Source organism: Bacillus sp. NPDC094106, assembly GCF_044764345.1.
Taxonomy (GTDB): Bacteria; Bacillota; Bacilli; order Bacillales; family Bacillaceae_G; genus Bacillus_A.
The window spans coordinates 246,326-267,571 of sequence record NZ_JBIWHY010000006.1 but is presented as its reverse complement, the minus strand read 5'-3'; the positions used below and the strand labels follow the sequence as shown (position 1 = coordinate 267,571).

General features: G+C 30.5%; 34 protein-coding genes. 26 read left to right on the top strand and 8 right to left on the bottom strand.

The window, feature by feature from the left end; genetic code table 11:
* Positions 1-559, bottom strand: a 559-nt coding sequence (locus tag ACIQ7L_RS12115; protein ID WP_483861804.1) for a nuclease/transposase family protein, incomplete at its 3' end; no start/stop codon positions are given.
* Positions 560-834: 275 nt separating this feature from the next.
* Here ACIQ7L_RS12115 and ACIQ7L_RS12110 point away from each other — a divergent pair.
* Both ACIQ7L_RS12110 and ACIQ7L_RS12105 read left to right on the top strand, forming a co-directional pair.
* Positions 835-2,187: an HD domain-containing protein gene (locus ACIQ7L_RS12110; protein WP_400569387.1), complete on the top strand. Its 1,353-nt coding sequence runs from the start codon at positions 835-837 to the stop codon at positions 2,185-2,187.
* A gap of 270 nt (positions 2,188-2,457) precedes the next feature.
* The gene (locus ACIQ7L_RS12105; RefSeq protein ID WP_400569385.1) at positions 2,458-2,823 is read left to right on the top strand and encodes a hypothetical protein; all 366 of its coding nucleotides are present in this window, start codon (positions 2,458-2,460) and stop codon (positions 2,821-2,823) included.
* A 132-nt stretch (positions 2,824-2,955) separates the two neighbouring features.
* Here ACIQ7L_RS12105 and ACIQ7L_RS12100 read toward each other — a convergent pair whose 3' ends face one another.
* A complete protein-coding gene (locus tag ACIQ7L_RS12100; RefSeq protein ID WP_400569383.1) occupies positions 2,956-4,434 on the bottom strand; it encodes a hypothetical protein in 1,479 nt (492 codons plus the stop codon).
* 305 nt (positions 4,435-4,739) lie between these two features.
* Here ACIQ7L_RS12100 and ACIQ7L_RS12095 point away from each other — a divergent pair, with 305 nt between their 5' ends.
* The 16 genes from ACIQ7L_RS12095 to ACIQ7L_RS12020 all read left to right on the top strand — a co-directional run bounded on the left by ACIQ7L_RS12095 (position 4,740) and on the right by ACIQ7L_RS12020 (position 11,818).
* Positions 4,740-4,943 carry a hypothetical protein gene (locus ACIQ7L_RS12095; protein WP_400569382.1) on the top strand — a complete coding sequence of 68 codons (204 nt, stop codon included), beginning with the start codon at positions 4,740-4,742 and terminating at the stop codon, positions 4,941-4,943.
* 117 nt (positions 4,944-5,060) lie between these two features.
* A complete protein-coding gene (locus ACIQ7L_RS12090) occupies positions 5,061-5,246 on the top strand; it encodes a hypothetical protein (protein WP_400569380.1) in 186 nt (61 codons plus the stop codon).
* 118 nt (positions 5,247-5,364) lie between these two features.
* Positions 5,365-5,901, top strand: a complete 537-nt coding sequence (locus ACIQ7L_RS12085; RefSeq protein WP_400569378.1) for a hypothetical protein — start codon at positions 5,365-5,367, stop codon at positions 5,899-5,901.
* A 16-nt stretch (positions 5,902-5,917) separates the two neighbouring features.
* On the top strand, positions 5,918-6,169 hold the full coding sequence (locus tag ACIQ7L_RS12080; RefSeq protein ID WP_400569376.1) for a hypothetical protein: 252 nt from the start codon (positions 5,918-5,920) through the stop codon (positions 6,167-6,169).
* A 15-nt stretch (positions 6,170-6,184) separates the two neighbouring features.
* Positions 6,185-6,403, top strand: a complete 219-nt coding sequence (locus tag ACIQ7L_RS12075; RefSeq protein WP_400569374.1) for a hypothetical protein — start codon at positions 6,185-6,187, stop codon at positions 6,401-6,403.
* A 15-nt stretch (positions 6,404-6,418) separates the two neighbouring features.
* Complete coding sequence (locus ACIQ7L_RS12070; protein ID WP_400569372.1) at positions 6,419-6,838, top strand: hypothetical protein; 420 nt, start codon at positions 6,419-6,421, stop codon at positions 6,836-6,838.
* Positions 6,839-7,035: 197 nt separating this feature from the next.
* A complete protein-coding gene (locus tag ACIQ7L_RS12065; RefSeq protein WP_400569371.1) occupies positions 7,036-7,296 on the top strand; it encodes a hypothetical protein in 261 nt (86 codons plus the stop codon).
* Complete coding sequence (locus ACIQ7L_RS12060) at positions 7,293-7,649, top strand: hypothetical protein (protein ID WP_400569369.1); 357 nt, start codon at positions 7,293-7,295, stop codon at positions 7,647-7,649. The genes ACIQ7L_RS12065 and ACIQ7L_RS12060 overlap by 4 nt, the downstream gene beginning before the upstream one ends.
* 28 nt (positions 7,650-7,677) lie before the next feature.
* Positions 7,678-7,845, top strand: coding sequence for a hypothetical protein (locus ACIQ7L_RS12055; RefSeq protein ID WP_400569367.1), 168 nt, complete (start codon positions 7,678-7,680; stop codon positions 7,843-7,845).
* Positions 7,846-8,032: 187 nt separating this feature from the next.
* Positions 8,033-9,049, top strand: a complete 1,017-nt coding sequence (locus ACIQ7L_RS12050; RefSeq protein ID WP_400569365.1) for a DHH family phosphoesterase — start codon at positions 8,033-8,035, stop codon at positions 9,047-9,049.
* 518 nt (positions 9,050-9,567) lie between these two features.
* Positions 9,568-9,804: a hypothetical protein gene (locus tag ACIQ7L_RS12045; RefSeq protein WP_400569364.1), complete on the top strand. Its 237-nt coding sequence runs from the start codon at positions 9,568-9,570 to the stop codon at positions 9,802-9,804.
* A 65-nt stretch (positions 9,805-9,869) separates the two neighbouring features.
* Positions 9,870-10,016, top strand: coding sequence for a hypothetical protein (locus ACIQ7L_RS12040; protein WP_400569362.1), 147 nt, complete (start codon positions 9,870-9,872; stop codon positions 10,014-10,016).
* A 156-nt stretch (positions 10,017-10,172) separates the two neighbouring features.
* The gene (locus ACIQ7L_RS12035) at positions 10,173-10,547 is read left to right on the top strand and encodes a hypothetical protein (RefSeq protein WP_400569360.1); all 375 of its coding nucleotides are present in this window, start codon (positions 10,173-10,175) and stop codon (positions 10,545-10,547) included.
* A gap of 69 nt (positions 10,548-10,616) precedes the next feature.
* The gene (locus ACIQ7L_RS12030) at positions 10,617-11,174 is read left to right on the top strand and encodes a hypothetical protein (protein WP_400569358.1); all 558 of its coding nucleotides are present in this window, start codon (positions 10,617-10,619) and stop codon (positions 11,172-11,174) included.
* Positions 11,175-11,234: 60 nt separating this feature from the next.
* The gene (locus ACIQ7L_RS12025) at positions 11,235-11,453 is read left to right on the top strand and encodes a hypothetical protein (protein WP_400569357.1); all 219 of its coding nucleotides are present in this window, start codon (positions 11,235-11,237) and stop codon (positions 11,451-11,453) included.
* A 155-nt stretch (positions 11,454-11,608) separates the two neighbouring features.
* Positions 11,609-11,818, top strand: coding sequence for a hypothetical protein (locus tag ACIQ7L_RS12020; RefSeq protein ID WP_400569355.1), 210 nt, complete (start codon positions 11,609-11,611; stop codon positions 11,816-11,818).
* Here the strand turns inward: ACIQ7L_RS12020 and ACIQ7L_RS12015 are convergent.
* From ACIQ7L_RS12015 to ACIQ7L_RS12005, 3 genes are all read right to left on the bottom strand, one after another.
* Complete coding sequence (locus tag ACIQ7L_RS12015) at positions 11,801-12,298, bottom strand: GNAT family N-acetyltransferase (RefSeq protein WP_400569354.1); 498 nt, start codon at positions 12,296-12,298, stop codon at positions 11,801-11,803. The two genes, ACIQ7L_RS12020 and ACIQ7L_RS12015, sit on opposite strands and share 18 nt — an antisense overlap.
* A gap of 127 nt (positions 12,299-12,425) precedes the next feature.
* Positions 12,426-12,962: a hypothetical protein gene (locus tag ACIQ7L_RS12010; RefSeq protein WP_400569352.1), complete on the bottom strand. Its 537-nt coding sequence runs from the start codon at positions 12,960-12,962 to the stop codon at positions 12,426-12,428.
* A gap of 17 nt (positions 12,963-12,979) precedes the next feature.
* Positions 12,980-13,558, bottom strand: coding sequence for a hypothetical protein (locus tag ACIQ7L_RS12005; RefSeq protein WP_400569351.1), 579 nt, complete (start codon positions 13,556-13,558; stop codon positions 12,980-12,982).
* A gap of 103 nt (positions 13,559-13,661) precedes the next feature.
* Between ACIQ7L_RS12005 and ACIQ7L_RS12000 the strand changes: the two genes are divergently transcribed.
* Both ACIQ7L_RS12000 and ACIQ7L_RS11995 read left to right on the top strand, forming a co-directional pair.
* A complete protein-coding gene (locus ACIQ7L_RS12000; protein WP_400569349.1) occupies positions 13,662-14,222 on the top strand; it encodes a hypothetical protein in 561 nt (186 codons plus the stop codon).
* A gap of 115 nt (positions 14,223-14,337) precedes the next feature.
* Complete coding sequence (locus ACIQ7L_RS11995; RefSeq protein ID WP_400569347.1) at positions 14,338-14,643, top strand: hypothetical protein; 306 nt, start codon at positions 14,338-14,340, stop codon at positions 14,641-14,643.
* A gap of 59 nt (positions 14,644-14,702) precedes the next feature.
* Here ACIQ7L_RS11995 and ACIQ7L_RS11990 read toward each other — a convergent pair whose 3' ends face one another.
* Positions 14,703-15,026, bottom strand: coding sequence for a hypothetical protein (locus ACIQ7L_RS11990; protein ID WP_400569346.1), 324 nt, complete (start codon positions 15,024-15,026; stop codon positions 14,703-14,705).
* Positions 15,027-15,217: 191 nt separating this feature from the next.
* On the opposite strand from ACIQ7L_RS11990, the gene nrdI reads away from it, so the two are divergent.
* Positions 15,218-15,595 (top strand): class Ib ribonucleoside-diphosphate reductase assembly flavoprotein NrdI, encoded by a 378-nt coding sequence (gene nrdI / locus ACIQ7L_RS11985; protein WP_400569345.1) that lies wholly within the window; start codon positions 15,218-15,220, stop codon positions 15,593-15,595.
* A 52-nt stretch (positions 15,596-15,647) separates the two neighbouring features.
* Here the strand turns inward: nrdI and ACIQ7L_RS11980 are convergent, their stop codons facing one another.
* Positions 15,648-16,664: an endonuclease gene (locus tag ACIQ7L_RS11980; RefSeq protein WP_400569344.1), complete on the bottom strand. Its 1,017-nt coding sequence runs from the start codon at positions 16,662-16,664 to the stop codon at positions 15,648-15,650.
* A gap of 179 nt (positions 16,665-16,843) precedes the next feature.
* On the opposite strand from ACIQ7L_RS11980, the gene ACIQ7L_RS11975 reads away from it, so the two are divergent.
* Positions 16,844-17,401 (top strand): hypothetical protein, encoded by a 558-nt coding sequence (locus tag ACIQ7L_RS11975; protein WP_400569342.1) that lies wholly within the window; start codon positions 16,844-16,846, stop codon positions 17,399-17,401.
* A gap of 56 nt (positions 17,402-17,457) precedes the next feature.
* Here the strand turns inward: ACIQ7L_RS11975 and ACIQ7L_RS11970 are convergent, their stop codons facing one another.
* Positions 17,458-18,354, bottom strand: a complete 897-nt coding sequence (locus ACIQ7L_RS11970) for a cell wall hydrolase (RefSeq protein WP_400569340.1) — start codon at positions 18,352-18,354, stop codon at positions 17,458-17,460.
* A 157-nt stretch (positions 18,355-18,511) separates the two neighbouring features.
* On the opposite strand from ACIQ7L_RS11970, the gene ACIQ7L_RS11965 reads away from it, so the two are divergent.
* The 4 genes from ACIQ7L_RS11965 (at position 18,512) to ACIQ7L_RS11950 (ending at position 21,024) form a co-directional block, all read left to right on the top strand.
* A complete protein-coding gene (locus ACIQ7L_RS11965) occupies positions 18,512-19,009 on the top strand; it encodes a hypothetical protein (RefSeq protein ID WP_400569339.1) in 498 nt (165 codons plus the stop codon).
* A 4-nt stretch (positions 19,010-19,013) separates the two neighbouring features.
* A complete protein-coding gene (locus ACIQ7L_RS11960; protein ID WP_400569337.1) occupies positions 19,014-19,358 on the top strand; it encodes a hypothetical protein in 345 nt (114 codons plus the stop codon).
* Between the two features lie 136 nt (positions 19,359-19,494).
* Complete coding sequence (locus ACIQ7L_RS11955) at positions 19,495-19,719, top strand: hypothetical protein (protein WP_400569335.1); 225 nt, start codon at positions 19,495-19,497, stop codon at positions 19,717-19,719.
* A gap of 249 nt (positions 19,720-19,968) precedes the next feature.
* Positions 19,969-21,024 (top strand): hypothetical protein, encoded by a 1,056-nt coding sequence (locus ACIQ7L_RS11950; RefSeq protein ID WP_400569332.1) that lies wholly within the window; start codon positions 19,969-19,971, stop codon positions 21,022-21,024.
* The last annotated feature ends 222 nt before the right edge of the window (positions 21,025-21,246 follow it).

Here is a 21,246-nt window from a genome sequence, read left to right as displayed (position 1 = left end):
AATGAATTTCTCCTAAATCCACTCCTACGGAGCGAATCCCTTCATTCTCTATGGGAGAAATACCATCCTCAAAAGAAATAGCGAAGTAGAGACCATTATCGTAACAGCATTCGATTTCTTTAATATCTCCTTTTGGTAATGTGGATGGATTGATATGTACAACAATAGGATTTCTTCCTCGTCCCATAGAGAGTTCTACTTTACCATTTGTATGAATACGAAATCCTTTGTCTACCCATTTCGTATTGAAATGTTTTTTCTTTTTATAGGGATAACAAGCGGTTTTGATGCCTTTTTTTATCGCTTGATGCGTAGCATCTCTGGCAAATAAATATTTATGAGCTACCGCTTGTATAGATTGCGAATGCAAATCATATTTTCCTTTTATCTCTTTTTGTAATTGTGTTTTGCCTATCCATTTCCCATTTTGAGAAAGAGAATGTTGTTTCGCAATTTGTAAACAATCATTCCAAACAATAGCAGATATACGATTTACATCAAATAAACGTTGCATCATATCTTTAGTAGCTGAAATATACACTTTTTTCGCCCGTATCATAATAAAAAGACCTCCTCCCTCATACAAATATAACAAATTAATATTAATAAGTAAATAATATTTTACGATATAGTGTTAACAAACAAATATATGAACCATGTTGTACGATGTACAACCGAAATTCATCTCCCACCTACCGTTGGACTACGCCCTTCACACGCTTGAGGAAGGAGAATTCTTTCGGGAAGTTCGTTAAAAAAAGTATTAATTCTACAAAAATTGAAAAGGATTTTATTTCATTAAAAACGATTCAATCCATAGAAGATAAAAACAAGGTGCAAAAAATTGTAAAGGTCGAAGTTCCTTTATATGAAGATGCCGTTCAAATCTGTAGTGAGTTTGGTATTAATCCTGAAAAGATGTATGTTTGTAATAACATTTCAAATCCATTTTGGTATTGGGATGGCATTGTGTTTGTTTCTGTTTTTCAAATCAGTAAACAAGCATTTGAAATGTTTGAAATAGATAAGCGGATTAAAGCAAAAGAAGATTTAGTGAAAAAGGCTTATGAAACAAAAGATTTTTATAAGGTGTTTTCTTTTACAGAAGATTTCTTGAAGCCATATGTTTTAAACGAGATATATCGAGATGTACCTTGTGAAGAGAGATATAAATTATTTCGGGAAATATATATTTATATAAGTTATAGCCATAAGGTCATTAAGAAAGAAGTTATAGAAGAAGCAATAGCTTGTCAAACAGAAGAATTTAAGAAGGATTTAATGGTAAAATTAGATTCGTTAAGCAACAATGATTTTCTCACTATATATAGAGGAGAAGGAACATTTTCGATTTCACATGAGTCGGCAATGAGTTGGACTACTGATATCCATGTAGCGAGAAAATTTGCAGTAAAAGGTACGATTTATAAAGGACAGGTATTAAAAAGAAAAGTTATTGATTTTATAGAAGACAGAGATGAATCTGAAATCCTTGTTTATCCTAACGATGTTATGAACATAACTGAAGTTACAGAGCAAAAAGGATTTGATGTGATGAAAGAATTGAATTTATTAGAAGATGAAGGATATGTTGACGAATTTGGTACATATAGAGACACTTTTGTATTGGATGAATATTATCATAACCCATCAAGTGTTCATGGTCCATTGCATGTGAAACGAGTGTTACTTCACACATTGTCTTTATCTCGTACATTGAAATTATCAAGTGTGGAAAGAGCAATTTTAGCAAATGTAGCTGTCTTTCATGATATTGGTAGAACCCATGATGGTCATTGTACAAAACATGGTGAGTGGAGTTTGGAAAAACATGATGAATTAATTGCAGGTAGATTTCCTTTTGTTGGTATAAATTATGTTACACCTCGAACGGAGGGGCGTATGGACTATGATATTGAATTTCTAACAGATGAAAGTATAGAAATTATTAAGTTTATTATTGAGTATCATTGTAAAGATGATAAATTAGCGAAAAAGCACTTGAAGAAATCTAAATCGATTTCAAATGAGAATAAAGAAATGGCTTGGAATCTGTATGAGAGCTTTAAAGATTGTGATGCCTTAGATAGAGTTAGACTTGGTGACTTAGATGTTTCTTATTTAAGAAAAGAAGAATCTAAAGATAGAGTTGAATTTGCTTATCAATTATTAAATCATATTAGATGAGAACATTACTTTCTTTAGAAGATAAGACAAAAAGGCTATTATTTATTAATAGCCTTTTTAAATTTTGGTTTGTTTATTATTATAATTATCCAGAGTTTTGTTGATAAAAACATAGCAATAACTCCTGTATTTTATAAAATATTGATGATACTCCGTTATACTGTAAAAGAGAACTATCCATAAATAATAAATATGGTAAGTGTGGTTGATAGAAGATAATAACCATGTTACTATTGACTATAGTAAACATCAGAAGGTGAGTGGAAATTAATGTGGCCGTTTAAAAAGAAAGAGACAAAGAAAGAAAAATATTCATTGGGTGTGAATCAACGTGTAGTGATTGAAGAGAAAAAGGAAGATATAGAGTGTGAGACGTTTTACTTTTTAATTCACTTTACACCTCAGATGACGTATGTATATATGGCAGATGATGAGTTTGAAGAAGATGAGGCAACGATGTATATTTATGATAAAGATGACAAGATATATAGGTTTTCAGGCAATTTTGTTTGTCTGGAAGAAAATGTACGAATATCAAAAGAAGAAACAATAAAAGAAGTGTTGAAACTATACGAATTAGAAAGTGAGAATGGCAGAAATCCATATAAAGTAATAGAAATAAAAACAGATTTTTAATATGTTTTTATTTAATGGGTATATCCTTAATGGAAATGAGTATACTAACTACATGGTTGATGCGAAGCCATGGTCAACCTTACATCAAGAATCAACACAAAAAGAGCTGTAGCAAAATGCTACAGCTTTTCTTTATTTTATATAGGAATACATTTCTTCAATTGTCATTTGTGTATTTGTTGTTCGATTAAGATATATAAGCTGTGCATTTGTTTTGTTTACTTCATTCATTATCTTTTCATAGAAAGAATGGTTGAAATAGTGAGTATTTACAAATACATAATCCATATTTTTAATAAAGGCTACGCTTTTATTAAGGCTATCTACATCTATTACACGAATATTTGCCAAGGATTCTTTTAATTTTAATTGCCAATTTTGATGACCGCCAAATACTGCTATTTTATACTTATTTAATGAAGAAAGCATTTCATCAATAGATGTACTGTCTTGAGTAACTTCCACATTCATTCTGTAAATAAAGCTTCTTAAAGAAGAGAGTTCTTTTTTTTCTGTAGAAAGTGTTGTTACTTCTGATTCTAATCGAGTACATGTCTTTTCTAATTCTTTTACTTTCTTTTCCAAAGCTAATCTTTTTTCTTTTTCTTCTTTTGATTTTAATTCGGTTGTTTTCTTTAGTTTTTTTAAAGATTCTTCTTTGTCTTTTAACTTTTTCTCTTTTATCTTATTGGCAAGGTATGTTTCCTCTTGCTTATCTTCTAAATACAGTTTTTTAAGGTCCTTATACATTTTTGCCATAGCCATCATGTAGAGGTATGTAGGTATTAATAATTCAAATTTATTGAAAATATTCTCGTTTTCTATGTCTGCAATTAATACCTCTTGGAATATTAACTCCATTTCTTCTCTTGAGAAAAAAACTTTGTTTTGTATTTCTACAGGGTCTAAATCTAATGTCTCTATCCAGTTACCCAGTAACATAAAATAAGAGTTCATTTCTTCTTCTTTTTTAGGTAAAACTTTTCCTTCTTTTTCACTTATTCTTTGCAGATAGTTTACTGTCAACCAGTGGAATAAAGATTGATTGGCATCTATTTTTGTTGTTCCAAATTCCTCCATGCATTCTTTTACGCCCGTTTTATTCTTTGCTAAAAAGAATTTTTTTGACTGATAAGAATGAGGGCTGTTTAACATTTCATCATATGTACTTAAGAATTCCTCAGGTATCAAAGCTCGCTTTTTCCATACGGATGCTAAATAAATACAAATGGCAACAGAATAAATGAATTCAACAGTGTGCGGATTTTTACCTCCGTTTTTTTTCGTAAGGTAATCTGTGTAATCCATAAGGTTGAATTCAGACCTTTCGTTCACAAATCGGTAAGCTCTACTATGCCCCTTCTTTATAATTGATAAGATAGGTTCCATCTTTCTTTCTTCAGGAATGTTTCGATTGTCATTTTTACAGTAGGCATATATCCCGATAAGCTTTCGTAATACAGTTTCCGTTTCAATAAGATATATCTTTAATAATGGTTCTTTTGAATAGGGACTCTCCTTATATGCCTGATAATATTCCCATTCATTTTCTTTATATTTTGAATGAATAAGGGAATGAGCATTGGGAGCAGATGCTAAGGCAATGAACATAATGAAGTCGATATCAAGTTTATTTCGTTGCATATAATAATAATCTTTTAATAAGGGATTTGTTCCATCATTTAAATTTATGTGCATGTAATCATCTCCAAGTCATAGTCATAAATTCATTGTATGAATAAGTTCAAAATCCGTCAAATTGTGTAAAAGAATAATAAAAACTAATTTGTATGAAGGCTAAAAACTTTGTATCTATGAGTAGATTCTTGTAAAGTATAATCCTCTAATCAAATTGACTATAGTTAATAACTTTTATACTATAATACTGTAGTTCGAAACGAAAGGAGGAGATGTATATGAATCCGAATATTGCTATTTTTGTCATGGCAGGATGTTGTATTGCTTCGTTATTAATGGGATTCATTTTTGGTTATCTTATTTGGGGTGTTAAAGCGAGAGATTTAACAGAAGACTTAGAAGAAGAAAAAAGATTATCAATCATTGAAATCAATAAAAAAAATGCTGAGATAGAAAGACTGAAAGAATTAAAAAGAATGTAAAGAGAAATTCTGAGAATGTAAATCATAGCTTTGTGTCTATAGGGAACTATCTTAGTAAAATAAAAAATAAGATAGCTATCTTTTGCAGTTATTTGTTATAGAAAAGAGGTGTTATGAGTGAAAGAAAATAATTATGTTAAGCAAAATAGAGATTTAGCTTTGGTTAAAAGAGTGCAACATTTATTAGAGTTATATGGGATAAGAAAAGACATGTCTGGAGAAGAATTATCTGCACTTTTAGAAGAATTAGCAACATTATCAGTAGATGTTGTGAAGGAACTTAAAAAATTAAGTAAAAATTAAAGGATAAGAATAGACCTTCAGATTATGAGGTCTATTTTTTGTGAGAAATTAAATTGACTATAGTATATATGTGATTATATAATTGACTATAGTTAATGAAAAACAAGGAGTGGTAGGAATGTCTTATTCATCGTTGATAGGTAAAAAGATTTTTGAAGTCAACAAACAACTGTTGAGTCATCCTGATTTAACACGTTTTTCTTTTATTGTTGCATACGAATTAATGAAAGACGGATATATCTGTATTTCCGAAAAAGACAATCTAAAATATACAATTCTAAATGGCTATTTAAATAAACAAAATGAATTTGGAGCTTGGGAAGTGAGCTTGTTATCAGTGTGGCAGACGGATGGGTTGTGGTCTTTAGAACCAGATGATTCTTTAACAGAAGAACAAGTAAATGCCATTACGTATGCTTTTCCTACAAAGGAAATGATAAGACCATATATGATGGAAGAATCAGAATTAGATAAAATGTCCGTAGATGAATTGGGTGCAAAATTAATTGAATTAAATGAGCTGGCTGATAAAGGGCAATCTATGGACGCTAAAGATTATGTTTCTATTACAATGCAAAAGGAGATTGTTAAGAAATTAATCTTTAATATCGAAACAGGAAAAAATAAATGGGAGCAAATTAAAAAAGCTGTGTAAGGAAAGAGGATGTACGATGAAAAATATTACAATTGAGCAATTACATGAATTAGGTGATTATAATTATGCTTGGTTTGCCATTAAATTTATGGGGTACAGAAGTTATAGAAACCAAGAATCTATGGACAAACAAGTATCGAAGGCTTGTACATCAAAGAGATTAAAAGAATTTTTAGTTAAGTATGGTGTTGGTGAAGTAGCTGATACTGATGATTTATCTACATTATGGGAGAAAGTAAAAGAAACCGTAAAAAGATTGAATCAATAAAAGGGTGTGTATGACATGAGAAAACCTTCAATGATGGGTTCCAGTAAGTATGAATTTCATCCAGAGCAGTTTGATATAGATGTTCTGAATAACAAAAGAGATTATGAGGAAAAAAAGAAATATATTAAGCAGGAACTTAACAAAATGATTTTATGCAAGCCTTCTCGAATGGGAGAAACTTTTTCCATGATGATTCAAGCATTAAGAGAACTAAAAGCAGAATACGAATTATAAAAGGTGGTTATAAAAATGGATATCAAAGTAATAGTGAATGAAGTACCTCTAACAGTAATTGCAGATTTTGATAAGCTGAAAGAGCAAGTTACATCTAAAAAGGTAGAAGTAAAAGAAGAAGGACCATTTATGAAATTATATTCTGTTGACGAATACGCAACAGAAGAAGAGTCTATGAATGATATTGATGAAATGTTATCTTTCTTAGAATCTATCATGAATAGTCATGATGTATTAAGTGATTATGTGACTAATGTAAGAAAGAAAAAGAACGGGAAGTTTTGGTTAAATTCAGGTTTAACACTTTCAAAATTAAGTTGTGTCACAGAATATTTCACTGATTATACAAATGCATGGAGTACACCACAATTAAGATTAGAAGTCATTGACGAAGATACTTGTGAATTAGTCTTCCGAAATCGAACAGAGACATGAACTTCCTTATTATGCAGAGTTTTTGAATTTTGCCAGTAATATATTAAGTAGACAGTAAGGAGAGGGAAAAGATTGATAAGTCTCACAAATATTATAAATCACTTAACTTTGAAGAAGCGTGATAAAAGGATTGTAAAGAGAACCCTATGAACTTATCTATAGGGTTCATTTAATACGTATAAATAGGAGTGTGCAAGGTGGAAATGTATAAAAGATGGATAAAAGAAGCAGAAGAATTAGAGTTAAGAGCGAAAGAGATAAGAAAAAATGCTGAGAAAATAAGAGAAGCGATGAACATAATTCAGATTGGTGTTTTAATTGAAGATTTAGATACTGAAAAATTAATGAGAGTATCTAAATTAAAAAATGGGTCAAATGATTTTGAAGCAAATCCTATTGATGCAGGTATTGGTCGTGGTTATTTGTACCTTGCAGAGAATTGGAGAGTAGTGAAATGAAAGTAATTATCTCTGATAAAATAGATGGATTTTTAAAGAATCAAGGATATTCCTTAGGGTTTCCTGCTTATAACGTTCATCAAGAGATTGAATGGAGTAAAAAGTACTCAGCCAGTAAAGGAAACCATTGTGTACATGTTCATATTACAAAGAAAAGACTAATTGTATATATGGAAGCAGAAGATTCTTATGACTATGGGCATTTTGAAAGAGAAATGCCTGGAGTTTGTATTGAAGATTTAAAGAAATTCATTATTTTCGTAGAGCAGGAATTAAGCATGATTGATATAGATAATTTATTTATAGGAGAAAAAAGTTATGAACCCAACATCATTCAAGAAGCAGGTCTATAAATGTAAATGTTGTAATAGGAAAATGGATATGACAGGTAAAGGGTATTTAGCTAATCCTTTTTGTTTTAAGTGCTATGAAGATAGATTAATAGCTTCAGGCTCAATTGACTTGCGAAATAATCTTAAAACAAATGATTTAGGGAATGGATATGAAAAGATTTCACCGATTGATTCAAATAGAAAATGGCAAAAGTAAATGAAGTTGTTAAATATCCATTTGGATATCTGTATAATTTATATATATTATTGACTTTAGTCAATAAAGATAATAAACTTTGATTAAAGTGTATTTCAACATATTATTAATAAATTAAAAAATTAAACTTGAATAATAGGAATTCATTTTAGAAAAATACAAAATAATAAGATAGGAAGTGCATATTATGTTTCCAAAATTACCAAGTCGTCCATTAAATACTTTACGAGTAAAACATTTTTCTCATAACGATTATGATGGGGTAGGATGTGGTGTTTTAACAAAATTAGCCTTTAATCACTGGAATGTTCGTTATTTGGATTATAAACGAGTAGATGAGGAAGTGTACGAATTTATTAAACGAAACTCGTATAAAAAGTATGATGTCATTCTCATTACAGATATTTTTATTAGCGAAGAAAATTGTAAATTATTAGATGAATTACATAAGAATAAAGAAGTTGTTGTAATTTATATTGACCATCATGCAACTGAAAAAAGGCCTTGGATTTTAGAATATGAATGGGTAAATATTGTGTCAGAAAAAATAATTGCTTTTAATGAAAGAAATAGTATGAAAACATCTGCTACATCCTTATTGTTTGAATATTTATTAGATCAAGATGTCCAATTCAATGGTAATGAACATGCTATTGTGGATTTTGTAGAGTCTGTTCGGAGATATGATACCTGGGAGTGGCATAAAGTATACAGCGATAAAGAACCAAATCAGTGGAATATATTGCTTTATTTGTATGGTCGAAAAAAATTTGAGGAATTGGTATTGCAAAAATTAAAAATTTCTTACACCTTTAATGAATTAGAATTATCTATCGTGGAAGTAGAAGAAAAGAGAATTAATAATTATATCAATGGTAAAGAAAAAAACATCATTGAAAAAGAGATTTTAGGTCGTAAAGCAGGAGTTGTTTTTGCAGAGCAATATCATTCTGAATTAGGGAATGTTTTGGCTGAAAGAAATCCTCACTTAGACTTCATTGTCATTATTAATCCATCTCGCACAATTAGTTATCGAGGAGTAAAGGATGATATTCATATTGGAAATGAAGTAGCTCATGTATTCCGAGGGGGAGGACATCCACAATCAGCAGGTTCTCCAATTGATACATATCTGGTAAACACATTTATTGATATGTTATTTGGCGAAACTCAAAAGAGAGATAATTACCCATTCCCTGCATAACTAAAAATGCAGTGAATCAAAAAAATAGACTAAAAGTAAAAGAATCCTTGATACATAAGGATTCTTAAGTCTTTTTCGTGTTTTTGTAAAAACATAACTAAGGGTTCACTGCAAATGGATACTGAAGAAGCTTGCTATCAATGGATTTATGATAGGGTTTATAAAGAACTAAGTGTTATTAAAACACAATACTGTCAGCGTAAGCAGCTGTAGCCAGTTCGGTTTATAAAGAACTATGTGTTATTAAAGCTCTTGGCGATTACACAACTGATAAGGTTGGCTACCAGTTTATAAAGAACTTGTTGTTATTAAAATGCACATTCTCGAAAGTAGAAGTTGTTTAACTGAATGAAAACTTAATGTTATTAAGATTTTGCAATACGAGATTGAAATTCTATAAGAACTTCATGTTATTCTTACTGGAAGAACCGCTATATACGGTTCTTTTTTTGTATATAATAATTTGAATCTAAAAAACAGGTATTTTATAAAATTTATTGTATAGGAGATGGCTTAAAATGAAGTACAATGAGTTGAATATTGGAAATGAAGCAGTTTCAAAAGTTGCATATATTTGGGGGCTTTTTGAAAGTCAATTAGCTGAGAAATATACAGAGGATTTGGATGTAGGATATAGATACTGGATAGAAATTGCTGTTGATTGGGCTAATCAAGTAGATATACAGTCACATGAAGAATTAGGGTATGTATCAAGGTATGCAGAACGTGTTATATTAGAGAAATACGGGAAGTAATTATATAAGGTGAATGGAGGAAATAATAATGTTAAAAGCATGGGAAAATAAAAAAAGGTGATATTTTGGTAGTAAAACAAGAGTTGCGAAAAGGCTTAGATTCTATCGGAATCGTTTATTCTGGCTTTGCAGGTACAGATTCAGATGGATGTCCTGTTTTTCGAGATATGAATGGTGATATACATTTATACTCTGCATGGGAGAAGAAATAGGATATGTATCATTTAAAAAGCTTATTGTTATTCAGTAAGTTTTTTAATTTGCTATTAAGTAGTTATAGCATATTCATTTGTTATCTAAAATATATAGATTAATTATAAAAAAGGTATTGAACATATCAATAAAATGATAAAGGGGAGTTTTATTCAATGGATAATAAAATGTTTGATTTAGAAAAGGTTATAACTACTGCAAAAGAAATGGGGATTGAGGTAAAAGTGAATTCTTCTAACCCAGGATTTCATTTTGTTTCAGAAGACAATACAGCTCGGAGTGTTACATATGATGAATTATCAATTGGTTTATATTTATTAACTGAATTAAAAAGATTAAAAGAAGATAGAAGTACTTTAGAATTATTTGGGCCTATCACATTAAAGAAAAAATCTTGGTTTAGATTTGTAAAGTATAATGAAAAGGTTCATGTATATGCATTTATTGAAAATAATAAGATTGAAGAATTTGAAACATTTGAGTTAATTGAAAGTAGAATAATGCAATGGATTTCAGAGTTGGAAATTTAATGGAAATAATGAAGGTACAGAGAAATAATAAAAATGGTATCATTAAGATAAAAAAGGAGTTTTTATAACATGAAAAAAGATAGTAAAGAATTACAATATATACTGGATTATGTGTTTGAACATTATATAGAGGCTGATATTACAGATGAGCAAAGAGCAGAAGTAGAAGCAGGATATAATCAAATAAAAGAGATTTTAGGAATGGTACATAAGCAAGAATTCTTAAAAGAAGTCAAGGAAGGAAAATGGTTTCAAACAAAAGATAAACAAGGTAGAAAATCACTAATTAAGTTAGGTGTTAATCATAAAGATAATGAATTAATGATTTTATGGTTGTCAAATAAAGACCCTGAATCAATGGCATATAGTGATGTCAAAGAAAGCTCTTTTGAACTTAATAATGGTGTTCTAACCATTAACGAAGCATTTTCTTATCATTTTGGCTTAATGGAACCAGGTAATGATTGTATTTATGATGCTGAAGGTGTCTTAGATGAGTCAAAATTAAAAGAAGTGGTATTGAGAAATAGTCATAATGGTTTTGTAAGCGAATCTGAATTTGATGACATGTGGGCGAGCTTAAAGGCAGGAGCAATTAGCAGTATTCCATTTTTGGAAGTTAGATAATGTGAACAAGTAGAAATGTTTTTTGATAGAAATAAATAGATTAGAGGAGCGTATTTCACGATGAATAAACATGTTGAATTGATTGAAAAGCTGAAGAAGATTGCAATGAATAACTATAATAACGGAGGAGATATGATGGTTGAATGTTGGGATAATGATGATTATCTACAGTTCATCGAGAATCATGGAAGTTCCGCAGAAAGTGTAGTAAATAGCTTTTATGAAGCTATGGGGGTCATGCAAGAGAGTAGAAAAGGAATAGAATCAATGAAATTCTAATCATAGAGATTTATAAAAGAACTTACTGTAATTAATTCCAGTAAGTTCTTTTTGTTTTGAATGGATAGTTATAATCTTATGTTTATCATCTACAATGTAGAGAGTGTAGAAAACAAGTATTTCAATAAATTTTATAAAAAGGGAGTTTTATTCATATGAAAAAGTATACAAAAGAACAAGAAGAATTAATTCGAGAATTGGCTTTTGAAGAAGAAAAGGAAACTATCATGAATTATGAGTCTATAGAGGGTGTGAAGTTAGAAAACAAAGAAGAAGAGTTAGAAGAACAAAAAGAAAGAATTCGTAAAATGAAAAACAGCAGAAATTGTTCTGCTGTTTTTTGGTTGTTATGCAGTTTTCCTTAATGTATTTTCTTTTAACCATGAATACACATAATCCCCATTGTCTTGAAAGCCCATATTCATCCAAAACTCTTCTGCTTCAGCCAGGGAATAAAGTAATAATGTTTTATCTTCAAGTACATCTTGTAGAAAACGGACTATGGATTGCCCAATATATTTTCCTTGATGTTTACTTGATATAAATAAATTCTCAATTACTACAGTATGTTCTTCTCCTTCTTTAATATGAGATAATTCAAACGGATAGTCTTTGTCCCCATAATCTTTCTGGAATTTTTTCGCAGAAAATGGATTGAGCTGAAGAAAACCAATGAATTTCCCATCTAAATAAATAATAGAAATATTTTCTTTTGTAACTGATTCTACAAGTCTTGTTTTAATAAATTCAAATACTTCTTTATGCATGTTGTCTTCTGTTAATGGTTGTAATGATAACAGTCCTGTTTTATAGGTTTGAAAAACATGATTAAATACATAATTCATAGAAAAGACCCCTTTTTTATATAATCTTTTTGATTACCTGTTTTATAAGTTCTACAAATTTTATGTATTTGTATAAGGAAATATAAAAGACAGACTCAAAAAAAAGAGTCTGCCCTGTAGCTTTTTATTATAGATTTGTATGGGTGATAGTACCTCTTGAGTTTTTTCCACTTGTATACTCAACAGTATTACTTTCACTAAATGCTACCTGTTGTTGATTATTCTCTGGAAGAATATAACGAATGGAGTAATCATCATTTTCTAAGTGTTTAATGATTAGTTGTTTTTCTTTTACATCAGGTGAACTACAGATATCAATCAAATTGTCCTCTTCATCAAAAGTAAGATACCCATAATGCTTGTATTTGTCATTATCTGTATTCTTTGTATCATTTGTTAATTCATAAGGGACTAAAAATTGATAAGTTTTTCTATGATTATTATCCGTAATAATATAAGAGTGCTTAATATCTGTATAAACCCTCTCTTTTCCTTTAGGAATCGTGTCTAAAACTTTTCCTGTTAATGCACGAGTCATCTTATCGTATTTTGTGTAATTATTTATTTCCTTTTCTGCATCTTTTGACAAATTATTGTCGCTTCCACACCCACTAATGAGTAGTAGAGATAAAGTTGAAAAGGCTAAAAATAAGGATTTTTTCATAATAAATTCTTTCCTTCCTAAATTAATGTGTATTTATTAATTGCATAGTGTTCGGTTTTGGGGTGTCTCAAATATCCCCCTGGAATTTCTTTATCGTATTTTGTGGTTTGTGTATATGCGAGCGGTTTTTCATCTTTTTCAGGAACTAAATATTGAATGAAATAACGAGATTCTTCTATTCTCTTGATTAAAAGTTTTCTTGTATTTACTTCCTCTGAAACGAGAATGTCAATAAATGCATTGTAATCATTTACGGTTAATTCAGTATAATGTTTTCCTTTTGCAAAATCTGTTTTCTTTGCTTCTCCTGAAAAATCGTAAGGTATTAAGAATGCGTATGTTTTGATGTTGTCGGCATTCACAATTACAGATGCATTTTTCACATCAGGAATTTCCTTTGTTTCCCCTATAGCAATACTATCTAATATAGATTTTGTAACTGTGGGTGAAATATTTTCAAACTTTTGATATGTAATATCTTTTTTTTCTTCAATAGGCTTTTCATTTTCTTTTTTAACGGTGGTAGAGTCACATCCGTTCATGATAAGTAAAGTGCTGATTGAAAAGGCATAAATAATCATTTTTTTAAAATTCATCATAACACTCCTTTTAGTTTTGTTGACTATAGTTAATATATTATCATATAATTTATGTAAAATACAAAATTAAATTTTGAAATATAGAAGGTAGGCCGATACGATGAAAGAATTAGGAAGGTATTTTTACCAGGTGTTCAGAAAGTCTATTTTTGAACTAAGTAAACGTGGATATACGACAACAGCTTATAGAGCAAATTCAGAATATAAGAGAAGCCCAAACAAATTCCCATTTATTGCTCCCTCTACACTGTATGTATTAGTGGAAACAGAGGATTCAAGAGATAGTAATTGGATGGAGGTAGGAGTCGCTGAACAGCCGTTTATTCAATTGCTTTCGTATGTGATTACTTCTAAAAATAAAAAGAAAACATTTATGAAACTATTAAAAAGGTTAGATGAAAAACCAACACCAAATAGATTTGTGAATTTACTACGCTTCTTTAAAGCACTAAAATTTTCTTATGAAAAAGAAACGGGAAGTATAAAAGAATATGAGATTTTGCAGATTGATAATGTTGCACTGCATAACCAAGCCAATGAAAGTGTTGTTCGCATGAAATTAGAGAAAGAACAAGCGTTATATCAAGCTTGTTTAGATAAAGCGGAGTTTTATAAGCAAAATATCAAAATGTATGAAGCAAGTTTATTGAATGCAGTATAAATAATGAATGCTACTTTGTAGATGCTTATTCATAGATATAAGGTAGAGGATTCATTATAGACCCTTAGATTCTTTCTATAATAAAAAGAAAGTATTATAGAAGGGAAGGGATACTATGAGGAAATCACCTGTTACAACAACATTGAAGTGGGTTACATTTGGAGTAGAGGCATTTTTCGCAATTCCTATTATAGGGGGAACGTTTATATTAAGTTTCTTATGGATACCACTATTCGTTTCACTCTGTTTACACATTGCAACCATTGTTATGTGCAAAAAAGAAGGGGTTTCAATTGGAGGAAACGTGGTAGGGATTATCGCATCTGTTGTAGGAGCAATCCCATTCTTAGGATGGCTATTACATCTGATTACCGCAATCGTACTGTTAATTGAAGGTATTCGAATGCCAAAGTCAGAATAAGGCATAAAAAAAGCAAGTTATGATTATCATGACCTGCTTTTTTTAATGAGTTGTACTAATTACATCTCCATCATTTTTAGTAATTCTGGTTTTTTACGCCAATTTACTTTTTTAAGTGTTCCTTCTTTTGTATTGATTTTAAATAAAAACCCTTTACTTGATTGAAGTTTGTCACGGTATTGATAAAGAACAGCCTCTAACCAACTAACATCTTCATCTGCAATGATATGTGTTGCACACATTGAACACATCCAGTAGAATTCATGTTCTCCTTCTTCAAAAGCCTTTGATAATCTTTGTTTATCATGAACCTCAAAATCATCCATATGAGACTTCATTACCCTCTTCACGATTGCTTCCATTTTTACGAATAAATTGTTCATTGAAAAACGCTCCTTTTTGAATCATTTAAATAAATACCTGTTTTATATAACCTCTATATATTATGTAGATAAAATTTATTTATAATAAAAACCTCTGATTTTTATAAAAGAGTACAAAGAAAAGTAGAATAAAAAGAATTTATAAATTAGGTATATTTACCTCATATAAAATGGTTAAAGGGGCGATTCAAATGTTGGTTGTGTATGCATCTAAAACAGGAAATGTAAAAAGATTTATTGGAAAGACAGGGATAGAATCTATCCAAATAAGTAGTGAATTAAGCGTGAACGAGAAATATGTACTTGTTACCTATACAACTGGATTTGGTGCAGTTCCAGAAGAGGTATCAGCTTTTCTGAAGAATAACAGTAAGGATTTAGTAGGGGTAGTAGCAAGTGGTAATCGGAATTGGGGAGATATGTTTGGAGCAAGTGCAGATAAGATTTCGAAACAATATGGTATTCCTGTATTGATGAAATTTGAAATGTCAGGAACGAATAAAGATGTAGAGCTGTTCAAGGCAAAGGTAAATGAAATAGCAAATAATCTATTACAAGAAGCGGTATAATAAAAAGACTTCATTCTTTTTTTAGGAGAAGAAGTCTTTTTTATATTGAAAATTAGCTATCAATGAAATTTTTTACTTTCTTAACGGATTCTTTCTGATAAACAGTAATACTGGCTGTTGCGTATTTATGTTTTCGAAGATACTGCTTGTCTATATCTATTATAGATGAGATGGAATCCACTAACGCTTCATAGAAGTGTGGCTCAGAATTGATGGTCAAATATCCTCGTTTTGATGCAAAGCTCGAAGCACCTTTCAAATAACCTTTTAGAAAATGCTCTGAAAATTTTTCTTCAATAGTAGGGAATGTCATCTTGCTTCTAAAATCTAATCCCAAATGCTTGAGAGCGTTATATATTTTTAAAGAACAAATGCGGTCTTTATAGCAATTATCTACCGAGACATAAAGGAATTCCTCAGTCTTTTTGTTTGTCAAAGCATTGAATATTTCTTCTAATATAGATACCTTGTCCTTTTTTACAACAAGGTTTAGAGAACAAGAATTGTAATGCTCCAGTAAGTGGCCAGAGCTAAATACTAACCCTAATATATAGGATTTATAATCTGAGTCGATTTTCTCAAAAAACTCTTCATCGACTTCATATTTTCGAGATGTTTCACTATATGAGCGGATTTCAACTCCTGCGTCATTTAAGTAATTCAATATGGCTTGTCTGGATACACCTGTCTTATCACTAATATAAGTCAAGTCATATCCTTCTTCATATAAAGATTTAAAAGTAGGTAATAAATGCATTAATTCTTTTTTACGCCCCTGTTTCTCTACGCCTTTCTCGGTAAGCAAGATTTTACCAACAGAAACAGCAGAAACATTGTATTTCTTTGCAATAGCTGATTTGCTCCATCCTGACAAATAAAGTTCATACCATTCATCTGCGTATTTCTTATGAGGAGACTTGTCTCGAAATGTAACAACTCCAGTCAAATGCTTTCCTACAGTTGCTTTTGACACACCATGTTTTTCGCCAATTTTTCGAAGTGATAACCCTTCCTCATACTCCACTTTCCATATATTGATTAATTCTTCCGTTATATCCTTTTTTGTCATACTTTCAACTCCTGCTACATATCACTGACTAACTCCATTTACATAAAAACACAAAAAAATCATCAGAATCTCTGACATTAATCATAAGGCATTATAACTTCTAATTCAAACACATAGAATACATAGATTATACAAAGCAGGTATTTTAAAAATTAGATGAAACAGGAGATGTTTATATTATGGTAACTTTATTTCATTGTTCAAATCGTGTATTTGATGAGTTTAAAATTAGTAAGGAATTAGCGGTATATAGAGAAGATGAGCTAACAGAAGGTTATGGTATTTATATGACCGAAAAGTTTTCAGTAGCAAGTCATTATGGTGCTATTGTTTATTCAGTTGCTATAAAGGAAGAAGATGTTTTTGACAGTACATCAAAAGAGGAAGTACAGAATTTATTAGATAAGGTAGGAAAAGAGGTTGGAATCAACTTTGCGGATTATATGAATGTAAATGATGTGATTTTGGACGTTTTAGAAGGTGAAGCATCTGTAAGAAAGTTGTATAGAGAGTTGAATTTGCGATTAGATAGCAATGAATCTTTCTTTTTAGATTTTGAAGACAGAATTACATACGAATCTGATTGTATTCAACGACAAATTGAAGATGTTGTAACCAAGAATCTAAATAAAATAATTAAATATTATAGTAAGGCACAGGGAGACGTGTATATTTGCCATAAGAATCCAGAGGTTTTAGAAATTGTTCATGTGCAGGAAAAAAAGCTTGTTGCATAATGAGCATAATAAAAAAGAGTTCGTAAAATACGAGCTCTTTTTATTTTAGAAATATTTCATTTTGCATTAATAGAACAAAATACATGGTTTCCGATAGTTGTCACATAAGCCCTGGTTCTTTCCATCCAGTTATGAGGAGCGTATCGTGGGTCGTAGAAATACACTGTACCTTCTGGTAAGTTTCTAACACCATTGTCAAATACTTCTGTTACAGCTTTTTTGGTTTCTTCACTTGGTGTTCTTTTGTAAATAGAGCCATCCATCCAAGGAGAGTACTGTTTTGGAGCTTTAATTACCTCCATGACAGTATCAGGGAATTCAGTTTTGTCATCTATTCGATAAGCCATTGTCGTTGCAACAGCAACTTTCCCCTCATAAGGCTCATCGGCCGCTTCTGCTTCTACTAACTTTTCTAACCAATAACGCTCTTCTTCTGTCATTTCAATAGAAGCACCCTTATTTATAATCGTATTACTCTTAGAAACCTGTTTTTCTTCTGGAACATCTTCCTTATTTTGTTTTGGCTGTTCTTTCTTTTCTATGTCTTGGTCTTGTTTTTGAACGGATGTATTTTGAGTAATATCTTCAGTTTGCTTTTCTGGTTGTGGTTCAATGGCTTGCTTTTCTTCTGGAGTAGGCTCTGGCGGTGGTTCAGGCTTTGGTTTTTCATGGTTTATATCGCATTCAACAGGAAGTGATTGGACAACTTCGCATCCCTCAATGGGCATGTATTTCTTAACCATATAATTCTCAATAATATCTTTACCTTCGTCACTAATTTCACAACCTTCTATAGAAGTGTGTTTCTGTGTAAATGATTTTTCTACATTATTAACAGGTTCTTCTTTAGCAGATTCTTGCTTCACGGGTTTATTGACCTCTGCATGAATTGTTTGAGGAAGTGTACATAGTGACAAAAGACCGCATAGCAACCATCTTTTGTGTAATTTCATTATCACCATCTCCTTTCTGTGAATTAAAAAATCCATACTTTAAGGATATTCATTTCATAGACAATAGTCAACGTGTAATCAGTTCTATCCTGCGGAATGTTTTTTATACAAATACAGTACATTAAAAGAAGCAAAAATTAACGATTGGGGTGACTTCATGAAAAAACATCATATTTTAAAAATCTTCAAACATGCTATTTATGTACTATCATTCTTTTTTATGTTTCTGGCTTTTCAGGGAACAATACCTTTATATGAGAAGTTATTCCGATTTGGAATTGTATTTTACTTGGTAGTTCTATTTAATTTATTTTTTGACAAAAACCCGCCAACGTATTTTTCGATTGTAGGATTTTTTTCAGATGAATATGAAAAAGAAAGCAATGAGGAATATTTGAACAACTTAGTTTCCATCTCTCATTGTGCCTTAAATGGAATGAGTCAAGTTCGTAGAAATGATTTGGCTACAAAAGAAAAAAGAACAGAGTTCCATTTAAATATACGAAAAGTAGAAGCGAGTTACGAAAGGATATGTGCATTAAAGCCTCCTAAAAAATATGCTGAAAGACAGGATGAGATTATGCAAGATATTAAAGATTTTCTATCGTTATATCAATCCAGTGATATTTATAAAAATGAGGAAATAAGGGGGTGAAAAAATGAATTCATTTGTAGTCTTTATAATTGCACTTATTGTTCTTTTTGTCTTTAGCTTTTTCATGAAAGAATTCACGAAATTAGCCTTAGTTCTTTTAGCAATTATCGTTTTATTCGGAGCAGGATTTATTTGGGGACCAGAGGATTTAAACGAAAAATTAAATTTACATGAATGGTTAAGTAAAGAATCTTCTCAAAAAGTAGATACTGTTTCAGGTGAATTAGAAAAGAAAAGAGAAGAAAATGAAGTAATTGATACACAACATATCGCAGATAAAGCAACGGAAGAAACGGAAAATATGGTGACAAAAACAAAAGATAAGGTGGTAGAACTGTTTGATAAATAAAAAACAGAATATAAATATTATAGAATGTATATGATATAAGGTCATGACAAGGTGCCAGGAGTGAATGGACGGAACGCCGAATGGTTCTGAAGCTCCTGCTCAATGTCTTATTACCATCCAAAAGGGGGCGGACTTCATGAAAAGAAAAGGAAATATCAAAGTTTCTGAAGTGGTTCCTATATTGTATCCTTTAACGGGAATTGTTATCATTATCTATGACTTGTTTACAACGAGAGAGAATGTGGTGCTTGAATGTTATGGGTTGATATTATTTTCAATCGTTTTGAAGATGGAGTATATAACTTTTAAAGATATATACAATAAAAATAAGACAGGTAGTAATTCAACAAGCAGAACTTAAAAATACATAGAAAAAGAGTGAAGTCAGCAAAGAAGAAGCGGGCTTTTTTTATTTGCAAAAAAATATCAGGAATATATATGATTAAAAAAACTTAATATAAAGAGAATATATAAAACAGGTACTTTAATAACTTCAATCAACAACTAAATGTAAAATTTTGACATTTAATAGATTGTGAGTTAGAATGAAGTTGTCTTCATAACTTTTGATTTTCGAACAGGTATTTTAAAATTATAAGGAGTGTTCATGATGAAAACAGTTGATGCAAAACAAACAGAAGAGATTTTGCAAGGATTACAAGAAGATGGTGTAAATGTTACCGTTGAAAATGTAGATGAGTATTTACAAAAACAAGGTGTTTTAGTAAAAGTTCATGTTGGTAGATTACGCAACTATGTAGAGGTTACACCAGGATTGTTTGGAGTCGATGTGAGTCAATCTGAAGAGTTGGATTCTTTCTTTAAGAATTACATTCGAAATGGAAGATTGAATTTTATTCCAAATGATTATGAGAAAAAGTTAAGAAGTATTGAGGCGAAGGTTAGAAAGATGAAAGCAACTTTAGCGATTGGATATGACAATGAATATTTGCCAATTGATATTTATAAGGATTTTTCAAAGTATGTAAAAGAAGCAAGAGTTGAGTATTTTGAAGTAAGAGATAATATCTTAGCCAATTGGATTCAACTTATTCGAATCTTTGAGGACTCATTGCAAAATAGTTTAGAACAAATGGGAGCTTTGAACAAAGAAGCGATTCAAAGAAGTATTATGAGTCGAATCCCTACACAGGAAAAATATGAGGAAAGCTTTTATTTACGAACAAGTTTGAAAGCATTTCCTGTTATAGCGAATGTAAATTTATTTGATGAAGAAATTGCTGAAGAAGTTAGAGAGAGTATTCGTCAAGAAAGTGTAAAAGGTGTCTATGAAATTATGGGAAATGTATTAAATGACGCATTTCAAGTAGTGAATCGTTCTTTATCAATCTATGAAGAACGTAATCGCTTGACTCAAACTTCTCTAAATAGCATTAAAAATAGTTCTTATCGAATTAAGAAAAAGAATTTATTTAAAAATGCTTTTGTGGATGAAATAGCAGACGACTTGTATACATTATCTGGCACACCACAATCAGACATTGCAGAAGTAGGAGAAATTATATTAGCTAAAATTTATGGGTATTCTTATGAAATTGGTATTCAAAATGAAATCAATTTAAAAGACAGTGTGTTGTCTGAAGAAGAATTAGAAATCATTTGTAGTACATTTAATAAACAAACACAAGAAGCAATGAATATGTAAATTTATAAAAGACTTTGACATTTGTCGAAGTCTTTTTTACTTACGCTGTTTTAGGGAATAAACTCAAAAGACTTTTCTATAATGAAAGGAATTAATTTTCAGAATAGAAAAGAGGCGATATATATGAATTATTGTTTGTTCTTCTCCACAATTTCAGCTTTATTTTATGGAGCATATACTTATTCACTCATGACTTGCTCAACTATTTATACACAGTTTGTG

Excerpts from the sequence above, each read along its gene's own strand:
- ACIQ7L_RS11975 (WP_400569342.1), top strand. The coding sequence starts at position 16,844 with ATGGTAACTTTATTTCATTGTTCAAATCGTGTATTTGATGAGTTTAAA.
- ACIQ7L_RS12095 (WP_400569382.1), top strand. The coding sequence starts at position 4,740 with ATGAATCCGAATATTGCTATTTTTGTCATGGCAGGATGTTGTATTGCT.
- ACIQ7L_RS12105 (WP_400569385.1), top strand. The coding sequence starts at position 2,458 with ATGTGGCCGTTTAAAAAGAAAGAGACAAAGAAAGAAAAATATTCATTG.
- ACIQ7L_RS11970 (WP_400569340.1), bottom strand. The coding sequence starts at position 18,354 with ATGAAATTACACAAAAGATGGTTGCTATGCGGTCTTTTGTCACTATGT.
- ACIQ7L_RS12030 (WP_400569358.1), top strand. The coding sequence starts at position 10,617 with ATGAAAAAAGATAGTAAAGAATTACAATATATACTGGATTATGTGTTT.
- ACIQ7L_RS12060 (WP_400569369.1), top strand. The coding sequence starts at position 7,293 with ATGAAAGTAATTATCTCTGATAAAATAGATGGATTTTTAAAGAATCAA.
- ACIQ7L_RS11995 (WP_400569347.1), top strand. The coding sequence starts at position 14,338 with ATGAGGAAATCACCTGTTACAACAACATTGAAGTGGGTTACATTTGGA.
- ACIQ7L_RS11990 (WP_400569346.1), bottom strand. The coding sequence starts at position 15,026 with ATGAACAATTTATTCGTAAAAATGGAAGCAATCGTGAAGAGGGTAATG.
- ACIQ7L_RS12000 (WP_400569349.1), top strand. The coding sequence starts at position 13,662 with ATGAAAGAATTAGGAAGGTATTTTTACCAGGTGTTCAGAAAGTCTATT.
- ACIQ7L_RS12075 (WP_400569374.1), top strand. The coding sequence starts at position 6,185 with ATGAGAAAACCTTCAATGATGGGTTCCAGTAAGTATGAATTTCATCCA.
- ACIQ7L_RS12100 (WP_400569383.1), bottom strand. The coding sequence starts at position 4,434 with ATGTTCATTGCCTTAGCATCTGCTCCCAATGCTCATTCCCTTATTCAT.
- ACIQ7L_RS12045 (WP_400569364.1), top strand. The coding sequence starts at position 9,568 with ATGAAGTACAATGAGTTGAATATTGGAAATGAAGCAGTTTCAAAAGTT.
- ACIQ7L_RS11960 (WP_400569337.1), top strand. The coding sequence starts at position 19,014 with ATGAATTCATTTGTAGTCTTTATAATTGCACTTATTGTTCTTTTTGTC.
- ACIQ7L_RS11955 (WP_400569335.1), top strand. The coding sequence starts at position 19,495 with ATGAAAAGAAAAGGAAATATCAAAGTTTCTGAAGTGGTTCCTATATTG.
- ACIQ7L_RS12025 (WP_400569357.1), top strand. The coding sequence starts at position 11,235 with ATGAATAAACATGTTGAATTGATTGAAAAGCTGAAGAAGATTGCAATG.
- ACIQ7L_RS12035 (WP_400569360.1), top strand. The coding sequence starts at position 10,173 with ATGGATAATAAAATGTTTGATTTAGAAAAGGTTATAACTACTGCAAAA.
- ACIQ7L_RS12010 (WP_400569352.1), bottom strand. The coding sequence starts at position 12,962 with ATGAAAAAATCCTTATTTTTAGCCTTTTCAACTTTATCTCTACTACTC.
- nrdI (WP_400569345.1), top strand. The coding sequence starts at position 15,218 with ATGTTGGTTGTGTATGCATCTAAAACAGGAAATGTAAAAAGATTTATT.
- ACIQ7L_RS11950 (WP_400569332.1), top strand. The coding sequence starts at position 19,969 with ATGAAAACAGTTGATGCAAAACAAACAGAAGAGATTTTGCAAGGATTA.
- ACIQ7L_RS12055 (WP_400569367.1), top strand. The coding sequence starts at position 7,678 with ATGACAGGTAAAGGGTATTTAGCTAATCCTTTTTGTTTTAAGTGCTAT.
- ACIQ7L_RS12005 (WP_400569351.1), bottom strand. The coding sequence starts at position 13,558 with ATGAATTTTAAAAAAATGATTATTTATGCCTTTTCAATCAGCACTTTA.
- ACIQ7L_RS11965 (WP_400569339.1), top strand. The coding sequence starts at position 18,512 with ATGAAAAAACATCATATTTTAAAAATCTTCAAACATGCTATTTATGTA.
- ACIQ7L_RS12050 (WP_400569365.1), top strand. The coding sequence starts at position 8,033 with ATGTTTCCAAAATTACCAAGTCGTCCATTAAATACTTTACGAGTAAAA.
- ACIQ7L_RS12070 (WP_400569372.1), top strand. The coding sequence starts at position 6,419 with ATGGATATCAAAGTAATAGTGAATGAAGTACCTCTAACAGTAATTGCA.
- ACIQ7L_RS12080 (WP_400569376.1), top strand. The coding sequence starts at position 5,918 with ATGAAAAATATTACAATTGAGCAATTACATGAATTAGGTGATTATAAT.
- ACIQ7L_RS11980 (WP_400569344.1), bottom strand. The coding sequence starts at position 16,664 with ATGACAAAAAAGGATATAACGGAAGAATTAATCAATATATGGAAAGTG.
- ACIQ7L_RS12015 (WP_400569354.1), bottom strand. The coding sequence starts at position 12,298 with ATGAATTATGTATTTAATCATGTTTTTCAAACCTATAAAACAGGACTG.
- ACIQ7L_RS12085 (WP_400569378.1), top strand. The coding sequence starts at position 5,365 with ATGTCTTATTCATCGTTGATAGGTAAAAAGATTTTTGAAGTCAACAAA.
- ACIQ7L_RS12020 (WP_400569355.1), top strand. The coding sequence starts at position 11,609 with ATGAAAAAGTATACAAAAGAACAAGAAGAATTAATTCGAGAATTGGCT.